A 19,051-nucleotide genomic window follows, 5' to 3' on the forward strand; every position below is an offset into this window, starting at 1 on the left:
GCGACGCGATGCTGTTCCGGCGCCGCTACTTCCCTCGCTGCCGCACAGGCAGCTCAGAAACTCGGCAAGATGCGTTACGACATCAAGGTGATCCTCGCTGCCGCACAGGCAGCTTAGAAAAGGAGGAAAAGGGGTAATCTGTATGGATGGATGAGCCGTGCCCCTGTGGTAGCGGCAAGAAGTACAAGCACTGTTGTCTGCACTGAGGTGTCGCGGCCAGCCGGTGCCTTCACATCGTAAGATGCAGGGCGTTAATCAGGCGCGCTAGCTGGTTGATAAGTGGCCCAAAATAAAAAAAGCACTTTCAAAAAATGAAAGTGCTTTTATTTTCAAAGCTTTAATGGATTGCGCTTAGTTCATGCCGTAGCGCTTGAGCTTCTTGCGCAGGGTACCACGGTTGATACCCATCATCACGGCGGCGCGGGTTTGGTTACCGCGGGTGTACTGCATGATCACGTCCAGCATGGGAGCTTCGACCTCGGAGAGGACCATATCGTACAGTTCCACCACTTCCTGACCGTTCAACTGGGCCAGGTAGTTACGCAGCGCCTGTTGCACAGAGTCACGCAGAGGACGCTGGGTCGGCTCGGCAGCGTGATTGTGAGTGGTCGTTACCAATGCATCAGAAGTCAGGGTTTGTTCGAACATATTCGGTCGGCTCTTATGTTATGCGTTAACCTAATCCATCGAAATACGCGTCCAGCGCAGCCAGTTGCGCCTGGGCACATTCCAGTGCGTTGAAGCGTCTACGGAATTCTCGGTCCGCCTCATCGTTGTCCAGATACCATCCCACATGCTTACGAGCGATGCGCGGCCCCAGATAATCACCGTAGAAACGGTGCAGGTTGGCTACATGCTCATGCATCAGGCTTCTTACCTCTGCACGCGGTGGCGGAGGAAGAAGGGTACCGGTCGCCAGATAGTGGCGGATTTCCCGGAAAATCCAGGGTCGTCCTTGTGCTGCACGGCCGATCATCACGGCATCGGCACCGGTATATTCGAGCACATACCGGGCCTTTTCCGGGCTGTTAATGTCGCCATTGGCGACGACAGGAATCGATACGGCCTGCTTAATCGCCCTGATCGTGTCGTACTCGGCCTCTCCTCGATAGAGGCAGGCTCTGGTACGACCATGCACGGCAAGGGCCGCGATACCGCAATCTTCGGCGATTCGGGCGATCTCCACGCCATTGCGGTTATCCGGATCCCATCCTGTGCGGATCTTCAAGGTGACAGGAATTGACACCGCCTTCACCACCGCCTGACAGATCGCACGGACCTGATCGGGGTAACGAAGCAGTGCAGAACCTGCCAGCTTCTTGTTCACTTTCTTTGCCGGACATCCCATGTTGATGTCGATAATCTGCGCGCCATGCTCCAAGTTGTAGCGGGCGGCATACGCCATCATCTCGGGATCGGCGCCGGCAATCTGGACTGATCGCAAACCGGTCTCTGCAGCGTGATCCATCCGCATGCGGGTCTTCTGGGAATCCCACACATCCGGATTGGCCAACAGCATTTCGGACACCGCCATGCCAGCTCCCAATCGCAAACAGAGTTCGCGAAACGGTCGGTCAGTGACACCGGCCATGGGGGCGACAATCAGGGGTGTGTCCAGCGTGTGCGGGCCTATCTGCATACCACGGTAACCATCAGCTTAGGGCGGCGTATATTACGCATTTTTTAGGCAGGAGAAAAGGTTAGTATTTGAGCGTCAGCCAACTTTTTTTAGGAAAAAAATGGCGTGGAAGGCTTGCAAAATCTGGATAGCTTGCATATCAGCCAATTGAGAGTGGGCGGATCCGAATGAGTTGGTATAAAATGCCCTTTTCAAAAAAGCAGCCTGTTCGGGTTATAGTAAATGTCTTAATTGGAGCAAATGCTCCACCCTAAAAATTAACAATCAAAGCAGGGATAACATGGCTGGACGGATCACTGCCATCGTGGTGGGTATCGGTTTATTGACCAATGTGGCAGTGGTACAGGCGGCGCCGCTGACCTTTGCCGATGCCTGGCGACGGGTGCTGGAGCAAGATGATGGATTGGCTGCCGACCGTGCCGGCATCGACCGGGCCGAGTCGCTACGTGAGGCTGCCAAATCGCTCTATCTGCCCAAAGTGGACGTGGGCGCCAGCTATACCCACCTAGATAAACCGGTCGAGCTCGATATGCTCGATCTCAATCCCATCGCCAGCCATCCAGAGCTCGCCAAAGCACTGCAACCTCTGCTCGGCGCTACTAATCTGGGCGCGGGCGACTTTGTCACCCCCCTGACCGAGCAAAACGTGGTCACCAGCTCGGTCAAGGCGCTGTGGCCCATTTTTACCGGCGGCCAGATTGATGCGGCGCAGGACATTCGTGCCGCTCAGGTCAGTGAGGCGCGCGAGATGCTGCAGGTGCGTCAACTGTCGAGCTTCGAGAGTCTGGCGCAAACCTATTTCGGTGTGGTGCTGGCCCGTCAGGCGGTCGCCACCCGCCAAGAGATGGAGGCCGGCCTTGCCCGTCATCTGCAACACGCCGACAAGCTGGAAGCGCAGGGGCAGATTGCCCGGGTCGAGCGGCTCTCGGCCCAGTCGGCCTATGACAAGGCCCGTATCGATACCCAAAAAGCGCGGCGCAGTCTGGAAATTGCCGAGCTGGCGCTGGATCGGATGGTCAAGCTCAAAGAGGTGGAGCCCGGCAACGGCCTGTTTGTGAACAACGATACCCCGCCGTTGGCACCGCTGGTTGAAAAAACGCTGGCGGTGCACCCCGGTCTCAAGGTGCTGGATGCCAAGCGCGAACAGGCCAAAGGGGTGATTCGGGTCGAGCAGGGTAAGTACTCCCCCGAAGTGTTCCTCTACGGCAACTACAACCTCTATGAGCAAGATACCCTGACGGCCAAGATGACGCCGGATTGGCTGGTCGGGGTGGGCGTGAACGTGCCGCTGGTCAGCCGCGACGGCCGATCCGAGACCGTGACCGCTGCCAAGAGCGCCGAGCTTGAGGTTAACTATCTGGTGGCCAAGACCCGTCACGATCTGGAGCTGCTGGTTGAAAAAACCTGGCGCGAAGCCGGGCAGGGGCTTGAAGAGTATCAGGCGCTTGCCTCCACCCAGCAGCTGGCTGAAGAGAACGTCTCACTGCGCGACAAGGCGTTTGCCCAGGGGCTGTCTACCTCGCTCGATGTGGTCGATGCCCAGAACCAGCTGGCCGGCATCAAGACTCAGCGCGCGGCGGCGGCCTATCAATACGTGGTCTCGCTAGCCCGGTTGTTGGCGCTATCTGGCCAGCTCGAACAGTTTGCAACCTATCAGTTAACCGAGGGCATAGAGGTCACGCCATGAGCCAGTTAAAGCAGAGCATGAATTCCAAACGCCCCCTGATCGTGCTGGGGGTGATGTTGCTGGTGGTCCTCTGGCTCGGGTGGCGCTTCTGGCTGGCTTATCGCCCGGAGCCGGTGCGCTTGCAAGGGCAGATTGAAGCGCAGCAATATTCGGTCTCCTCCAAGGTGCCGGGGCGTATTGATCAGGTGCTGGTGCGCAAGGGTGATCTGCTCAAAGCCGGCGCGCCGGTGTTTACACTGGCCAGCCCCGAGATGGAGGCCAAACTGGCCCAGGCCAAGGCCGGTGAAGCCGCTGCCGATGCGCTGGCCCGTGAGGCGGAAAAAGGAGCCCGCGCCCAGCAGATTGCCGCTGCCAACGATCAGTGGCAAAAGGCCAAGGCCGCTGCCGAGTTGCACGGTAAAACCTATGAGCGGATTGCCAGTTTGCATCGCGATGGCGTGGTGCCGCTGCAAAAGCGTGATGAAGCCTGGACCGCCTGGCAGGCCGCCCGTTACAGCGAAGGGATGGCGTGGCAGCAATATCAGATGGCGCTGGAAGGGGCCCGGGAAGAGACCAAGGTGGCGGCCCGTGAAAAGGTGCGCATGGCCGCAGGCTCGGTGGCAGAGGTCGAGGCTTATCTGGCGGATACCCGTATCACCAGCCCGCACGATGGCGAAGTGAGCCAGGTGCTGCTGCAAAGCGGCGAGCTGGCTCCGCAGGGCTTTCCGGTGGTGACCCTGCTCGATATGAACGATGCGTGGGCGCTGTTGCATGTGCGTGAAGATTTGCTGCCGCGCTTTGCCATGGGCACAGAGTTCAATGCGCGCATCCCGGCGCTGGGCGATAACCGCTGGCGGTTTCGTGTGACCCATGTGGCTGTGATGGGGGATTTTGCCACATGGCGCGCCACCGATACTCGGCAAGGGTTTGATATGCGCACCTTTGAGGTCGAGGCGCGGCCAGTCGAGCCGTTGGCCGGATTGCGGGTGGGCATGAGCGTGTTGGTTGAGCTGCAATGATCCGCGAGCTGCGTCTGCTCTGGCAGGACTCCTGGGGCCGCTGGCTGGCGCTGTGGCTGCCGCTGATGCTGCTTGGCTGCCTGTGGTGGATCTTCTCCGGCGCGCTGGTGCGCGAACTGCCCATCGGGCTGGTCGATCTTGACCACAGTGCGCTCTCGCGTCAGCTGGCCCGTGATCTGGATGCGTCCCCTTCGCTGCATTTAAGTGCGGACTACGCCTCGGTGGAGGAGGGCAGCCGCGCCCTGCGTGGCGGCGAGATTTATGCGCTGGTGGTGATGCCGCTGCATCTGGAGCGCGATGCCAGGCTTGGCACCGCGCCGCGCATTACCGCCTGGAGTAACAGCCAGTTTGTGCTGATTGCCAAGGTGGTCAATGCAGCGCTGGCGCAGGTGGTGGGCACGCTCAACGGTCAGGTGGGCCTCCTCGCGGCGCTGGCCCAAGGCAGGGCGCTTCCCGGCGCCATGGGGCAGGCATTGCCGCTCACCAGTCAGGTGACGGCGCTGTATAACCTCAACTCGAGCTATGCCCAGTTTATGCTTGGCGCCCTGTTCCCGGCGGTGTGGCAGATTTTACTCACCCTCTATGGCCTCAATGCTCTGTCACGGGAAGATCGGCTACAACTGCCGTGGTGCCAGGGTGGGGTGTGGCGTCCATTACTGCGCAAATTTGCCCTGCACACTCTGATTGGGTGGGGTTGGGGCGTGGCGTGGAGCCTTGCCCTGTTTCATCTACTCGGCTATCCGCAGCAGGGGAATCCACTTTGGTTGGCGCTCGGATTGGCGCTGGCCTCGGGGGGCTGCGTGGCCATCGGTATGGTCTACTACGCGGCGTTGCGCGATGCGGCGCGCGCCATCTCGCTGGCGGGCTCACTGACGGCGCCGGGCCTTGCGTTTATGGGCATCACCTTCCCGACCATGGCCATGGAGCCATTCGCCCGCTTCTGGCGCGCCTTGCTGCCGCTCTCTCACTATGCCGACCTGCAGGTGGCGGTGGCCAATCACGGTATGGGGCTGGCCACCATCTGGCCGCAGTTGGTCATGATGAGCGCGTTCTGGCTCTTGCTGCTACTGGTCAAGCGCCGTTATGACCAGGAGGCGGCATGCTAGGTTTTCGCGACCTGCTGCGTCTTGAGCTGCGTAGCCTGCTGGCCGATCGCGCCATCTTGCTGACGCTGTTTGGCGGCATTTTGTTTTATTCGTTTCTCTATCCACAGCCCTATCTGAACCAGACGCCGCGTGAGCTGCCGGTAGTGCTGGTCGATGAAGATGGCAGTCAGTTATCGCGCCAACTGGCCTTTATGGCCGATGCTACGCCCGAGGTGCGGCTGACTGATCAGGTCGCCACGCTGGCCGAGGCTGAGCAGCTGGTTAATGCCGGGCAAGCGAGCGGGCTTTTGCACATTCCCCGCCATTTTTATCGCGACATCATGCTGGGGCGCAGCGTGACGGTCGGTTATGGCGGCGATGCCAGCTATTTTCTGGTCTATGGCGCATTGGCGCAGGGGCTGGCGGCTGCTAGCGGTACGCTGGCGGCCAAGATTAAGGTGGTGCGTTTGCTCACTCACGGCGAGCCCTTACCGGCGGCCAGTCAGGGCTGGAGTGCTGTGTCGCTTAATCTGGTACCGGTCTTTAACCCAACCATGGGTTATGTCGATTACGTGGTGCCCGGCGTGTTTGTGCTGATTTTGCATCAGATCTTGCTGATGGGCGCGGCGCTGGTGGGGGCGACCCAAAACCAGATCACAGTTCGAGGCGGTGAGGGGTATTGGCAGAGTGCGCCTGCGGGGGCTCTGCTGCTGGCACGCACCCTGGTGATTGGCGCTGGTTATCTGTTGCCGATGCTCTACATGCTGGGATTTTGCCTCGATCACTATGGGGTCGCCCGCGAGGCCTCGGCCCTGCAGATGGTGCTGCTGATGCTCCCCTTCGAGCTCGCCACGCTCTGGCTGGGGGTGGTGCTGGGGGCGCTGTTTGTGCGCCGCGACCTGCCAAGTCAGGTGGTGCTGGTCTCTTCCATGCCGCTGATCTTCGTTGCCGGCTTTATCTGGCCGCTGGAGATGGTGCCGGCACCGCTACGCTGGTTGTCCCAGTGGGTGCCGGCCACGGCGGGTATTCAGGGGTCGCTGCGCCTCAATCAGATGGGGGCCGATATTGGGCAAATTAGCCCCCAACTTATGCAGTTATGGGGACTGGCTGTGCTCTACGGTCTGCTAGCTTGGTGGCTGCTGGCCTGGCGCCAGCGCACGTTGCTAAAGCCCAGGCCCGTATCACACGATGTGCAGGCACCATAGCGCTTAGCGGGTCAAGGTATCGTCCACACAGGCCAGGATCTGGCCGATGGTATCGCGCTGCGCCACCAGTTCGATAGCCAGTGTTGCCACGTCGGCGCGGCGCACCACGCCGTGCAGCTCCTCTTCTGGTGGCGCCAGCCGGGCGCTGCCGGTGGCCTTCCCATCTTGCAACCCGGCCGGGCGCAATATGGTCCACTCCAGTGCGCTGGTTTGCAGCCAACTCTCTGCCAGGGTTTTAAGTCGCACCTCGAAACCGAAGGCATGACGCGCCCGCGCAGGCAGATATTGCCAACTGTTGCCACAACCAAGCGATGTGACCAGCAGCAGACGGCGCAGGCCGGTGGCCTCCATAGTGTCGATCAGCAGGCGATGCCCCTCAAAATCGACCGGCTGCGCGGCTCGAAAACTGCCGAGGGTCGAAATCACCCGGGCCTCGGTGCCGGCTTGCTCGCACACAGCGCGCATGGCCTGCGGGTCAAGTGCATCACCTTCCACCACATCAACGCCGGCCTGGCGCAGCCGCTGCGCCTGCTCAGCATCGCGGATCAGGGCGGTGATATGGGCTCCGCGTTGCAGCAGCGAGTGGCAAATAGCGTGGCCAAGACCGCGACTGGCGCCCAGTAGCAGGAAACGAGACATGGATGACTCCTGTTAATAGAATGAGCTCATCAGACTAGCGTTGCTCTGTTAGAGTGTAAATGAGAACTCATCTCATATGATTCGGACCGCGACAAGGATGACTTCATGATGACGACAGTGTGGTTGGTTCTGGGCTTGGTGTGTTTGGTGATTGGGGCAGAAGTGCTGGTGCGCGGGGCATCGCGTCTTGCCAGTGCGCTAGGGATCTCGCCGCTGGTGGTGGGCTTGACGGTGGTGGCCTTTGGTACCAGCGCGCCCGAACTGGCGGTCAGTGTGCAGTCTGCGCTGGCCGGTCAGGCGGGGATTGCGGTGGGTAATGTGGTGGGCAGCAATATCTTCAACGTGTTGTTTATTCTGGGGCTCTCGGCCCTGATTGTACCGCTGACGGTCTCGATGCAACTGGTGCGCCTCGATGTGCCGTTGATGATCGCCGCCTCACTGCTGGTGCTGATCATGGGGTGGGATGGCCGGATTGCGCCGCTGGAAGGGGGCGCGCTGTTTGCCGGCATCCTCATTTACACCGTGTTTCTGATTATGCAGAGCCGGCGCGAGAGCCAGGCTGCCAAGGCCGAGTATGAGCAGGAGTATGGCGCTCATGAGCCACATTCCCCGTTAACGCAGCTGCGCAATGTGCTGCTGATCGTGGTGGGTTTGGCGCTGCTGGTGCTTGGCTCGCGGCTGCTGGTCGAGAGTGCCGTTACCATTGCCCGTTACTTTGGCGTCAGTGAATTGGTCATCGGTCTGACCATAGTGGCCGCTGGTACCTCGCTACCGGAAGTGGTGACCTCCATCGTGGCGGCCCTGCGTGGGGAGCGCGATATTGCGGTGGGGAACGTGGTGGGCAGCAATATCTTCAATATTTTCTGCGTACTGGGGCTGAGCGCTCTGGTGGTGCCGGGCGGTATCGAGGTCTCCGCCACCGCACTGGCTTTTGATATTCCGGTGATGATCGCCGTAGCGCTCGCCTGTCTGCCGATCTTCTTTACCGGTTACACCATAGCGCGCTGGGAAGGGATGCTGTTTTTGGCCTACTACGTCGCTTATACCCTGTGGCTTATTTTGCATGCGACCGACAGCGCGCTGCAGGCTCCCTTTGCCTCGGCCATGTCCCTGTTTGTGTTGCCGCTCACTGCCATCACCCTGGTCGTGCTGGCCGGACGGGCCTGGCATCGGGGGCGAATCGGCCGCTAAGCCGTCTTTATCAAAACAACAAGGGCTCCCGGTGGAGCCCTTGTGTTATCAGCTGTGCTTGGTGCCCGAGAGGCGGCACCACTCTTCCTGTACGGCGGTTGGGTCCATGTTGAACCACTGGCCGTAGATGGTCTCAAGCTCGGGCGCCTGGCTCTCCAGCACACCGGAGAGGGCCATCAGGCTGGCGGGCTTGCCCAGATCGGCGATCAGCGGCGCCAGCTCGCGCAGCGGACCGGCCAGAATGTTAGCCACCACCACGTCGGCCTTGAGACCTTGCGGCTGCTCGGCTGGCAGATAGAGCTCAAGATGCTCAGCCACGCCGTTACGTTCGGCGTTATCGCGGCTGGCCTGAATGGCTTGCGGATCGATGTCGATGCCGATCACCCGGGCGGCACCGAGTTTGAGTGCGGCGATGCCGAGGATCCCGGAGCCGCAGCCAAAATCGACCACGGTCTTGCCTGTCAAATCTTGCGCATCGAGCCACTTGAGGCACAAGGCGGTCGTGGGGTGGGTGCCGGTACCAAATGCCAGACCCGGATCAAGCATCACGTTGACGGCGCTGGGATCAGGCACATCGCGCCAGCTCGGGCAGATCCACAGGCGTTCGCCAAATTGCATCGGGTGGAAGTGATCCATCCACTCGCGTACCCAATCCTTGTCTTCGAGCTGCTCGACCTTGTAGCCGACCTGTTCGCCGAAGATCTGCTGGAAAAAGGCGACGATAGGCGCCGGATCCACTTCGGCATCAAACAGCCCCATCACCTCGGTCTCGCCCCACAGCGGGGTTTCACCGGGCATTGGTTCGTAGACGGGAACATCCTTGGCATCCATGAAGGTGACCGCCTGGGCGCCACGTCCCATCAGCATGTTGCTGACTTTGTCGGCTGTTTTGGCAGTGGCGTTGATTCGAATTTGTATCCAGGGCATGGCATCGGCTCTTCATGTCATTAAAACCGCGCGATTCTACCACCGGGGAGGGAAGCTGTCGAAATGCAAAGAGGGAGCCTCGGGCTCCCTCCTTTAATACGGTGTGCAAGATGGTGGCATCAGCCGGCCATCTGCTTCTCCTTGATCTCGGCCAGTGTCTTGCAGTCGACGCAGAGATCGGCGGTCGGACGGGCTTCCAGACGACGGATACCGATTTCGATCCCGCAGTGCTCGCAGTAGCCGAACTCGTCGTCTTCCAGCAGTTGCAGGGTCTTTTCAATCTTCTTGATAAGCTTGCGCTCACGATCGCGGGTACGCAGTTCGAGGGCAAACTCCTCTTCCTGCGCAGCACGGTCCACCGGATCCGGGAAGTTGGCAGCTTCGTCCTTCATGTAATCAACGGTGCGATCCACTTCGTGCATCAGCTGATTACGCCAGGCCGCCAGAATTTTGCGAAAGTGCGTCTTCTGACGCTCATTCATGTACTCCTCACCCGGTTGCACCTGGTAAGGCTCTACACCCGCAATGGCCAGGGGGCCCAGAGATTTCCTGTTTTCGCCTGTTGGCATGCCCTGTCTCCTAATACTGCACGATGCCCGTGCCATCCATAAATCTGAGGCCGGTATCTATATCAGATGGGTAACGATCAGGCAAACAGCCCTTTTCATTATTGTTATCCCACCGAGATTTCATCCCTTCCCATGAGCGGACTTGTGACCCCTGCAAACGGTATAAACCCTTGAGCGGACAAGCCATTCACCCCAACATGGGGCCTGTAGGCAAGGATTTCAACCCCCGCCCGCACTGCTTGCTCAATAAGCAGACTATAGTCCGGGTCAATGTGTGATGCTGCCTGCATTTTCTCGATGCCAGAGTGCAGCACCATGAACAACAGCACCGCCCGATGACCGGCGGCCTTCATGGCCATCAGCTCACGCAAATGCTTGGCGCCGCGGGTGGTCACTGCATCGGGAAAATAGCCCATGCCATCATCACGCGTCGCATCGAGCAGGGTGACCGATTTGACCTCGATATAGCAGGCCGGTTGATGATCATCTTCCAGCAGCAGATCGATACGGCTGCCCTCTTCGCCATATTTCACTTCTGTGCGCAGGCGCTGGTAACCGGCAAGCGGCGCCAGCTCGCCTTGCTCAATCAGCTCGCGGGCAATCTGGTTGGCCCGCGCCGTGTTGACGCAGATAAAGTGGCCGCGCGGACTTTCGGCTATCTCCCAACTATTGGGCAGCTTGCGTTTCGGGTTGTCCGAGGTGGAGTACCAGACCCGGGTGCCGGGGTCGGCGCAGCCGGTCATGGCGCCGGTATTGGCGCAGTGCACGGTGAGCGTGCTGCCATCTGGCAGGGCCACGTCGGTGAGAAAGCGCTTATAGCGGCTAATCAGCATGCCGCTTTGCAGCGGAGGTTCGAACGTCATGGATGAATCCGTTTGCGAAGAGGCCAGCGGGCGAGCGGCTCATAGCGCACCCCCTGCTCGCTGCTGACCGATTGATAGAGACAAAACTCCCGTGCCAGCAAGGTAAAGCGTGGCGCCGGGCTATCTTGTGGCGCTTCAGTGGCTTTACGCGACAAGGTGACATGGGGGTGATAGTGCTGCTCGCCATTACCAAGCCCTAGACGGCTGCCAAGGCGCTGCAACTCGCGGGCAAACACCGATAGCTCGTTGGGCCACTGCTCGGGCCCAATCCAGGCCGCCTTGGCACGGGCAAACCAGCCGCAGGCATCGAGCTCAATTGTCAGCGGCGGGCAGTGCAATTTGGCGGCTTGCTGCATCAATTCGCGGGTTTGTTTTTCATCGGCCTCACCGAGAAATGCCAGGGTCAGATGCAGATTGGCAGCCGGCACCGCTTGGCCGGGCCAGGGGCGCGCATCACGCCAGCGAATGATGGCATCGGCCAGATTATCAGCAGGAAGGGCAAAAAAGAGTCGGGCCACAGGCTCCCCCGGTATCGTGAATCGGCTCTCTGGCTACCACAGGGCAAATCTGTGGCATCATAGACGGCGTTTTTGGCCAAACGGAAACTGTAGCTTGTCCCCGCTTCCCATCGCCTCACTGTTGCCTGCCATTGAAACGGCGCTGTCACAACATAACCAGCTGATTTTGCAGGCTCCTCCCGGTGCCGGCAAGTCAACATTGCTGCCGCTTGAGCTGCTGGTGCGTGAGCGGGTACGAGGGCGCATTATCCTGCTTGAGCCACGGCGTCTGGCGGCGCGCAATATTGCCGCCTATCTGGCCTCTCAGCTGGGTGAGAAAGTGGGTGAGCGTGTTGGCCTGCGAGTGCGTGGTGAGAGCCGCATCAGCGCGCGTACCCGCCTTGAGATCGTCACCGAAGGGGTGCTGACGCGCATGTTGCAGCAAGACCCCGAGCTCTCGGGCGTCGGTTTGCTGATTTTCGACGAGTTCCACGAGCGAAGCCTGCATGCTGACACCGCGCTCGCCTTTGCACTCGAGAGCCAGCAGGCTTTGCGCGATGATCTCAACATTCTGGTGATGTCTGCCACCCTCGATGGCTTGCCCCTCGAGCGCCTGCTCAGCGAAGCGGTGGTGCTGCGCTCGGAAGGGCGCAGTTATCCGGTCGAGCGCCATTATCGCCCCTGGAATCGCCTGCAACGCCTCGAGCCGCAACTCGGTGCCGTGGTGCTTGAAGCTCTCGCCTCTCACCTTGGGAGCGCGCTGGTCTTTTTGCCGGGGCAGGGCGAGATTGAGCGGCTGGCCGAGTGGCTGCGCGAGCGGGTGCCCGATGATGTGGATATCGCCCCGCTCTATGGGCGCCTGGATATGCGCGCCCAGCAGGCGGCGATAGCCACGGCACCGGCCGGGCGACGCAAGCTGGTGCTGACCACTAATGTGGCGGAGACCTCGCTCACGATTGAAGGGATCACCGTGGTGATCGACAGCGGTCTGGAGCGGCGCGCCCTGTTTGATCTTAAAAGCGGGGTGACGCGTCTTGAAACCCGTCAGATTGCCAAGGCCTCGGCCGAGCAGCGCGCCGGGCGGGCCGGACGTCTGGCGCCCGGTGTCTGTTACCGGCTCTGGAGCCAGGAGCAGCAGGACCGGCTGGAAGAGCAGAGCCCTCCCGAGCTGCTGACCCAGGAGCTCACCGGCCTGATGCTCGATGCCGCCCAGTGGGGCAGCAAAATTGACGCGCTGCCGCTGCTCGACACGCCGCCGGCTGGCGCCCTGGCGGCGGCAGAAGCCTTATTACGCCGACTCGGCGCTATCAACGAGACTATGCAGCTGACTGCCCATGGCCGCGCCATGGCGACGCTCGGTACCCATCCTCGTCTGGCGCACATGTTGCTGCGCGCTGCCGAGCTGGAGCAAGAGGGCCTGACAGGAATTGTCGCCGACGCCTGTTATCTTGTTGCTCTGCTGGAGGAGGATCTGCGAGGCTCGGAGCGTCTCTCGGTCCTGTTTGGCCGGCGGCAAGGTGCGCTGCGCCCCCAGGCAGGGCGTTGGTTGGCGCGACTTAATGCCAGCACCTCTGCTGCCTCTGGGCAGTGGCTTGGCGTGCTCTGTGCGCTGGCCTGGCCCGATCGCATCGGCCGTCTGCGCAGTGGCAGTCGCTATCAACTGGCGGGGGGCAGCAGTGCCGATCTGGCCGATGATCATCCGTGCAGCGGACAAGCGGCGCTGGTGGCGGTCAATATGGGCCAAAGTGATCGCGGCATTCGTATTTTCGTGGCCGAGCCGCTGGAGCTTGACGAGCTGGTGCGCTGGCTGCCGGAGCTTGTCAGCGAGCGCGACCACTTTGCCTGGGATGAGCAGCAAGACCGGGTGCGCGCCGAGCGTCAGCGCACGCTGGGTGAGCTGGTGCTTGCCAGCGAGCCTCTGACCACGCTCTCTGATGAGCAAAAAGGGCGCTGCCTGCTCGATGGGGTGCGCCGCAAGGGGCTGCACTGCCTGCCGTGGGATGAGGCCAGTGAAGGATTGCTGGCGCGGCTTCGCTGCGCCGCCGACTGGTTGTCGCAGCACCCTTGGCCTGCCTGCAGCGATGATGACTTGCTGGAGAGTCTTGAGCAGTGGCTGCTGCCGAGCGTGCTCGGTATGACCCGGCTCGAGCAGTTGAAAAAAGTGGATCTGACCGCTGCCCTGCGCGCTCAACTCTCTTGGCCGCTGCCGGGCATACTGGATGAGCAGTTGCCGGTGTACTTTAGCGCACCGACCGGGACACGGGTGCGCATCCGCTATGTGCCGGGGCAGGCGCCGGCGATTCCGGTGCGGATTCAGGAGATGTTTGGCCTTGCTGCGACGCCACGCGTGGCCGAAGGACGAATACCGCTGTTGGTCGAGTTGCTCTCTCCGGCGCAGCGGCCGCTACAGATCACCGCCGATCTGGCCGCGTTTTGGGCCGGCTCTTATGAGCAGGTCAAAAAAGAGATGAAAGGACGTTATCCGCGCCACTACTGGCCGGACAATCCGCTGGAGGCGATGCCGACCCGGCTGACCAAAAAGCGGATGGATCAGGATAAATAACAACAATCTGAATGGATTGCCCGCAGGGCACATTTTTTCGGGGTTAGTGGAAACAGTACTGCATGGCAACAACACGTAAGAAACGACCGGTTAGCAAGAAGAGTTCATCCCGTCGCCCGCTGTGGCGCACCCTGTTTTGGCTCGGGGTCAAATTGTCGCTGGTGGGCGCTGCCTTTTTGGTGGTCTTTGGCATCTATCTCGATACCAAGGTCCGCGAGCGCTTCGACGGTGAAAAGTGGCAACTGCCGGTCATGGTATACAGCCGCCCACTTGAGCTCTATCCGGGTCAGCGCCTGTCTCAGGAGCAGATGCTGCGCGAGCTCAAGATGCTTAACTACAAAGCGGTGCGTCAGCCTCATCAGCCGGGCGAGTACACGGTGACCACGCAAGGCATCGATATCATTCGCCGCCCCTTTGCCTTTTTTGATGGGGCTGACAGTGCGCGTGGCCTGCGTCTGACCTTTAACGGTGCGCGGCTGGGCGCGATTCAGTCGCTGGATAATGGCCGGGCGATGGGCTTTGCCCAGATGGACCCGGTGCTGCTTGATCGCCTTAATACCGAGGATCGAGAAGACCGTTTGCTGGTACGACTCTCCGAAGTGCCGGATGGCTTACTGGTCACCTTGCTGACTACCGAAGATCGCGATTTTTATCAGCACGGCGGTGTTTCGCCGCTGGCGATTCTGCGTGCCATGGTCGCTAACCTGCTGGCCGGTCATACGGTGCAGGGGGGCAGCACTCTGACTCAGCAGCTGGCCAAGAATTTCTTCTTAAGCCGCGAACGCAGCATGTGGCGAAAGCTGCAGGAAGCCTACATGGCGGTGATCATCGACTATCGCTACAGCAAGGATGAGATTCTTGAGGCTTATCTCAACGAGGTCTATCTCGGCCAGAACTTCTCTCAAGGCGTGTATGGCTTTGGTTTGGCCTCCTATTTCTATTTCGGGGTGCCGGTCAATGAGTTGGATATCGACCAGATGGCGCTGTTGGTGGGGTTGGTCAAAGGGCCTTCCTTCTATGATCCGTGGCGCTATCCGGATCGGGCGCTGACCCGCCGTAATCTGGTGCTAAAACTGCTGTCGGATCAGGGCAGTCTCACTGCCGATGAGTATCAGCTGGCCAGCCAGCAGCCGCTTGGGGTGATCCCGCGCGGCCAGATGACCTATGGCCGTACCCCGGCTTTCATGAGTCTGCTCAAGCGTGAAATTCAGGCGCAATTTGGCCCTGATTTGCTCAAGCAATCGGGCGTGAAGATCTTCACCAGTCTTGATCCGATTGCCCAGCATGCGGCCGAGCAGGCAGTGCAGTCGGGCCTTGATAACATCGAGAAGACCCTGCGTAAAAAGAATCTGGAAGCGGCCATGATCATCTCCGACTGGCACAAAGGGGAGATAGTGGCGGTGGTGGGCGGACGCGATCCACGCTACGCCGGCTTTAACCGGGCGCTCGATGCACGCCGTCAGATTGGCTCTTTGGTCAAACCCTCGGTCTATCTGACTGGTCTTTCCAACGGCATGACCTTGGCAACACCGCTTAAAGATCAACCTATCCGGATCCGCGGTCAGGATGGTCAGTTGTGGACGCCGCAAAACTACGATCGCAAGTTCCTGCAAAACGTGATGCTGATGAACGCCTTGGCCGATTCGCGTAACGTGCCGACGGTCAATCTTGGCCTGCAGGTGGGGCTCGATAAGGTGGTGGATACGCTGCACAAACTGGGTGTGCAGCAGAGCATTCAGGCCTATCCGTCGCTGGTGCTGGGGGCCATTGCCTTAAGTCCGCTTGAGGTCAATCAGATGTATCTGCCGATTGCCAACCGTGGCCTGACTCAGCCGCTGGCGGCGATTCGCGCCGTGGTCGATGGCGATGGCAAGGTGATGTATAAGCAAAATGCCGTGGCCAAGCAGACGGTGGATGCCCAGGCGAGCTGGTTGACCCTGTTTGCCATGACCAAGACCGTGAGTGAAGGCACGGCCCGCTCGCTCAGTGCCCGTTTCCCGGGGCTGACCATGGCGGGTAAGACCGGTACCACCAACGAATTGCGTGACTCCTGGTTTGCCGGGATCGACAACAACGAGCTGGTCAGTGTCTGGGTGGGGCGTGATGACAACACCCCGGCCGGTTTGACCGGCGCCAACGGCGCGTTGCAACTCTTCTCGGGCTATATGGCGCAGCGCGGCGTGAATAGCCTGCAGCTGACCCTGCCTGAGGGGATTGGCTGGGCCAGTTTCTCGCGTACAAGTGGCAGCCGGGTCGCGAATGATTGTCCGGGCAGTGTGTCGGTGCCCGCCAAACTGGCGACCTTGGGTGAGCCGGTGTCGTGCGCAGCCCAACCGCAAAATGTGCTGGATAACTGGTTCAATAACTTCTTTAACTGATGATGTAACCCAAGAGGGGCGGCGATGAGCGAAAACCGGCGTGACAGCGCTTTGCTGGGATCCATTCACCACGTGGCGCTGATTGTGAGTGACTATCAGCGTTCACGGGCGTTTTATCACGAGACCCTGGGGTTGCCGATCATTGCCGAGACGCTGCGCGCAGAGCGCCAGTCGTGGAAACTCGATCTGGCGCTGCCCGGTGGTGGCCAGATTGAGCTGTTCAGCTTTCCTTCGCCACCAGCGCGCCCCTCTCGTCCCGAGGCGTGCGGCCTGCGTCATCTCGCCTTTCGGGTGCAGCGCCTTGAGCCGGTGATCGCCCATCTCGAGTCGCATGGGGTGGCTGTCGAGCCGGTGCGAGTCGATGAGCTCACCGGCTGCCGCTTTACCTTCTTTGCTGACCCTGACGGATTGCCGCTCGAGCTCTATGAGGTGGCTGCGAGTCAATCCTGCGTGGAGTAATAGAAAACAAGTGTGCGCCCCCTGTCAGAACTTCGCTGTTTGACGCTGTTTTTTTCCTGTTGAATCGAGCGGTTAGCATTTGGCCGCCGAGCTTGTGAAAGTCCGGTTATAGTTTTAAGGACTCACGGAGGGACGCCATGTCAGAGCAGGATGAAGACAACGATCTGTGGCTTATTGAAGATGATGAGCCCGTGGACCAGCACGATGAGCTGCCCCGTTCCCTGAAGCCCTGGATCATTTTGGTGGTGGATGACGAGCCGGATATCCATGCGGCGACGCGGCTGGCGATCAAAGATATCCAGTTCAAGGGGCGTGGCGTTGAGCTGCTTAATGCCAATAGCGGCCGGGAAGCCATGGCGTTGCTGCGCTCAGAGCCGGATATCGCGCTGGTGCTGCTGGATGTCGTGATGGAGAGCGATGACGCCGGTTTGCGGGTGGTGGAATACATCCGTGGCGAGCTTGATAACCAGCTGGTGCGCATCGTGCTTCGCACCGGCCAACCCGGTCAGGCGCCCGAGAAAAAAGTTATCCTTGATTACGACATCAATGATTACAAGACCAAGACCGACCTCACCTCGCAAAAGCTCTTTACCACTGTGATTGCCTCGCTGCGATCCTACGACAGTTTGTTGACCATCGAGCGCAGCCGCCAAGGGTTAGCGCGGATCCTCGATGGCGCCGGGGATCTCTATCAACTGAGCTCTCTTAAGGAGTTTGCCTCCGGGGTGCTGCGTCAAGTCAGCGCCCTGCTTGATGTGGGTACCGAAGGCATCGTCTGCGCTGAGCGGCGCTCTCACGATGGGCCGCTGCAGGTGCTGGCGGCAACCGGTGTCTACGAGCCATTACTGCAAGGGGATTCGCTGAGCCATTTTCCGCACCTGCTGACGGCGGTGGCTTCGGCCAGTAATGCCAGCTACCGGGTACAGGATGAGCAGCAGGAGGCGGTGTATCTTCAGGCTCACAACGGCCGCGAATTTGTGCTCTGTCTGACCCCCGCCTGGCCACTCGAGCCTATCGAGCAGGATCTGCTGGGTATCTTCTGCCACCGTATTTCGGCCGCCTACGACAACCTCTATCTCAATCGCCAGTTACTGAGTTCGCAAGAGGCAACGGTCGTAGCATTGGCTGCGCTGGCCGAGTTTCGTGACAGTGACACCGGCGAGCATGTCAAACGGGTGCAGAAATTATCGGATGCCATCACCCAGGAGATGCATGGCCGTGGCAGCTACCTTGATGAATTGACGCCGCGCTTTATGGAGATGATCGGTATGGCGTCGATTCTGCATGATGTGGGCAAGGTCGCCACGCCGGACAATATTCTGCACAAACCGGCCCGCTTTACGCCAGAGGAGCGGCAGGTGATGGAGCTGCATGCCAGCATCGGCGCCACCATTTTGGAAGACGCCGGCCAGATGGTGGAGGGGATGAGTTACTTGTCGCTGGGAGCGGAAATCGCCCGCTGTCACCACGAGCATTTTGATGGCAAGGGTTATCCCAAACAGCTCAAAGGCACCGACATTCCCCTATCGGCACGTATTGTGGCGGTGGTGGATGTGTTTGATGCGCTGCTGAGCAAACGCCCTTACAAAGAGCCCTGGCCGCTGCCCACTGTGCTCGATTATCTGAAAGAGCGCTCGGGCCACCAATTTGATCCGCTGGTGGTCGAAGCGCTAATCGCCCTGGTTGATGAGCAGCGCCTGCCCTATTCGCTCGATAGCCTCTCCTGATGGAGAGGCTATCGAGAAACGGGCGGTTTAACGAAACTCGGGGCGCCGTCGGGGTGACGGTTTGAAGGGCCAGGCCAGCAGCGAGAAAAACAGATCACCAAGCAATGCGGCCAGCAGAGCCACCAGCAGGCCACAGGTCATGGCATCCTGATTCAGTGGCACCACATAGTTGTAGTGGGTCAGGGTATCCTCAATCAACGCACGATCACCACGCAACAGCAGATGAGTGAGTTGCTTAAACCAGAGCGCGCTGTGCAATGCCTGCTCACTGGTCAAGCGCTCGCGCTGGGCCACCAGTTGCTGGATGCTATCGGCATCGCGGTTAACTACCGGATCGGGGTTGCTGCGGTAATGGGTTATCAGGGCATCCAGCGCACCGCCAAAGTGTTCATCGGCGTTAGCCTGAAACGGTGCAAGGCTCGTTTCGGCTTGCTGTAATCGGGCATCTACCCGCTGATAATAGAGTTCGAGCCAGCCGGGGATCTGTACGCCAGCCAGCAGCCCCATTGAAAACAGTATTAATCTCAGGTAGTTGCGCATTCTATTCACTCCACCAATATCATCAGAGCATACTAACTGTGTATCAGTTGGTTGTCATGACGCCTAGTTTGACAGAAATGTTAG

18 protein-coding genes and 1 CRISPR repeat array (1 of these 19 cut by a window edge) are annotated in these 19,051 nt (G+C 59.9%); of the genes, 10 read left to right on the top strand and 8 right to left on the bottom strand.

The window, feature by feature from the left end; translation table 11 throughout:
* A CRISPR array of direct repeats spans window positions 1-120; the repeat unit is 28 nt; unit sequence CCTCGCTGCCGCACAGGCAGCTCAGAAA; it begins 6,323 nt to the left of the window's first position.
* A gap of 26 nt (window positions 121-146) precedes the next feature.
* On the top strand, window positions 147-206 hold the full coding sequence (locus BW958_RS20770) for an SEC-C metal-binding domain-containing protein (RefSeq protein ID WP_076574039.1): 60 nt from the start codon (window positions 147-149) through the stop codon (window positions 204-206).
* Between the two features lie 145 nt (window positions 207-351).
* On the opposite strand, the gene fis is transcribed toward BW958_RS20770, so the two are convergent.
* Both fis and dusB read right to left on the bottom strand, forming a co-directional pair.
* Window positions 352-648, bottom strand: coding sequence for a DNA-binding transcriptional regulator Fis (fis, locus tag BW958_RS00065; RefSeq protein WP_076573272.1), 297 nt, complete (start codon window positions 646-648; stop codon window positions 352-354).
* Window positions 649-673: 25 nt separating this feature from the next.
* The gene (gene dusB, locus BW958_RS00070; protein ID WP_076573273.1) at window positions 674-1,639 is read right to left on the bottom strand and encodes a tRNA dihydrouridine synthase DusB; all 966 of its coding nucleotides are present in this window, start codon (window positions 1,637-1,639) and stop codon (window positions 674-676) included.
* Window positions 1,640-1,919: 280 nt separating this feature from the next.
* Here dusB and BW958_RS00075 point away from each other — a divergent pair, with 280 nt between their 5' ends.
* The 4 genes from BW958_RS00075 to BW958_RS00090 are packed head-to-tail and all read left to right on the top strand — an operon-like array spanning window position 1,920 to window position 6,614.
* Window positions 1,920-3,326, top strand: coding sequence for a TolC family protein (locus BW958_RS00075; RefSeq protein ID WP_083687196.1), 1,407 nt, complete (start codon window positions 1,920-1,922; stop codon window positions 3,324-3,326).
* A gap of 17 nt (window positions 3,327-3,343) precedes the next feature.
* On the top strand, window positions 3,344-4,324 hold the full coding sequence (locus tag BW958_RS00080) for an HlyD family secretion protein (protein ID WP_076574043.1): 981 nt from the start codon (window positions 3,344-3,346) through the stop codon (window positions 4,322-4,324).
* A complete protein-coding gene (locus BW958_RS00085; RefSeq protein ID WP_076573274.1) occupies window positions 4,321-5,430 on the top strand; it encodes an ABC transporter permease in 1,110 nt (369 codons plus the stop codon). The genes BW958_RS00080 and BW958_RS00085 overlap by 4 nt, the downstream gene beginning before the upstream one ends.
* On the top strand, window positions 5,424-6,614 hold the full coding sequence (locus BW958_RS00090) for an ABC transporter permease (protein WP_076573275.1): 1,191 nt from the start codon (window positions 5,424-5,426) through the stop codon (window positions 6,612-6,614). Before BW958_RS00085 ends, BW958_RS00090 begins: the two co-directional genes overlap by 7 nt.
* Window positions 6,615-6,617: 3 nt before the next feature.
* On the opposite strand, the gene BW958_RS00095 is transcribed toward BW958_RS00090, so the two are convergent.
* A complete protein-coding gene (locus tag BW958_RS00095) occupies window positions 6,618-7,253 on the bottom strand; it encodes an SDR family oxidoreductase (protein WP_076573276.1) in 636 nt (211 codons plus the stop codon).
* 105 nt (window positions 7,254-7,358) lie between these two features.
* On the opposite strand from BW958_RS00095, the gene BW958_RS00100 reads away from it, so the two are divergent.
* Window positions 7,359-8,444 (top strand): calcium/sodium antiporter, encoded by a 1,086-nt coding sequence (locus BW958_RS00100; RefSeq protein WP_076573277.1) that lies wholly within the window; start codon window positions 7,359-7,361, stop codon window positions 8,442-8,444.
* A 48-nt stretch (window positions 8,445-8,492) separates the two neighbouring features.
* On the opposite strand, the gene prmA is transcribed toward BW958_RS00100, so the two are convergent.
* The 4 genes from prmA to thpR form a co-directional block, all read right to left on the bottom strand.
* Complete coding sequence (gene prmA, locus BW958_RS00105; RefSeq protein WP_076573278.1) at window positions 8,493-9,371, bottom strand: 50S ribosomal protein L11 methyltransferase; 879 nt, start codon at window positions 9,369-9,371, stop codon at window positions 8,493-8,495.
* Window positions 9,372-9,490: 119 nt separating this feature from the next.
* A complete protein-coding gene (gene dksA, locus BW958_RS00110; RefSeq protein ID WP_076573279.1) occupies window positions 9,491-9,940 on the bottom strand; it encodes an RNA polymerase-binding protein DksA in 450 nt (149 codons plus the stop codon).
* A 104-nt stretch (window positions 9,941-10,044) separates the two neighbouring features.
* Window positions 10,045-10,803 (bottom strand): DNA/RNA nuclease SfsA, encoded by a 759-nt coding sequence (gene sfsA, locus BW958_RS00115; protein WP_076573280.1) that lies wholly within the window; start codon window positions 10,801-10,803, stop codon window positions 10,045-10,047.
* The gene (gene thpR, locus BW958_RS00120; RefSeq protein WP_076573281.1) at window positions 10,800-11,321 is read right to left on the bottom strand and encodes an RNA 2',3'-cyclic phosphodiesterase; all 522 of its coding nucleotides are present in this window, start codon (window positions 11,319-11,321) and stop codon (window positions 10,800-10,802) included. The genes sfsA and thpR overlap by 4 nt, the downstream gene beginning before the upstream one ends.
* A gap of 94 nt (window positions 11,322-11,415) precedes the next feature.
* Between thpR and hrpB the strand changes: the two genes are divergently transcribed.
* The 4 genes from hrpB (at window position 11,416) to BW958_RS00140 (ending at window position 18,427) form a co-directional block, all read left to right on the top strand.
* Window positions 11,416-13,863 carry an ATP-dependent helicase HrpB gene (gene hrpB / locus BW958_RS00125; protein WP_076573282.1) on the top strand — a complete coding sequence of 816 codons (2,448 nt, stop codon included), beginning with the start codon at window positions 11,416-11,418 and terminating at the stop codon, window positions 13,861-13,863.
* A gap of 62 nt (window positions 13,864-13,925) precedes the next feature.
* Window positions 13,926-16,241: a penicillin-binding protein 1B gene (gene mrcB, locus BW958_RS00130; RefSeq protein WP_076573283.1), complete on the top strand. Its 2,316-nt coding sequence runs from the start codon at window positions 13,926-13,928 to the stop codon at window positions 16,239-16,241.
* A gap of 24 nt (window positions 16,242-16,265) precedes the next feature.
* Entirely contained in the window at window positions 16,266-16,700 is a 435-nt protein-coding gene (locus BW958_RS00135; RefSeq protein ID WP_076573284.1) for an SMU1112c/YaeR family gloxylase I-like metalloprotein, read from the top strand.
* Window positions 16,701-16,837: 137 nt separating this feature from the next.
* A complete protein-coding gene (locus BW958_RS00140; protein ID WP_076573285.1) occupies window positions 16,838-18,427 on the top strand; it encodes a response regulator in 1,590 nt (529 codons plus the stop codon).
* A 27-nt stretch (window positions 18,428-18,454) separates the two neighbouring features.
* Here the strand turns inward: BW958_RS00140 and BW958_RS00145 are convergent, their stop codons facing one another.
* Window positions 18,455-18,967 carry a DUF2937 family protein gene (locus BW958_RS00145; RefSeq protein WP_143232977.1) on the bottom strand — a complete coding sequence of 171 codons (513 nt, stop codon included), beginning with the start codon at window positions 18,965-18,967 and terminating at the stop codon, window positions 18,455-18,457.
* Between the last annotated feature and the right edge of the window lie 84 nt (window positions 18,968-19,051).

Source organism: Aeromonas sp. RU39B (genome assembly GCF_900156095.1).
Taxonomy (GTDB): Bacteria; Pseudomonadota; Gammaproteobacteria; order Enterobacterales; family Aeromonadaceae; genus Aeromonas.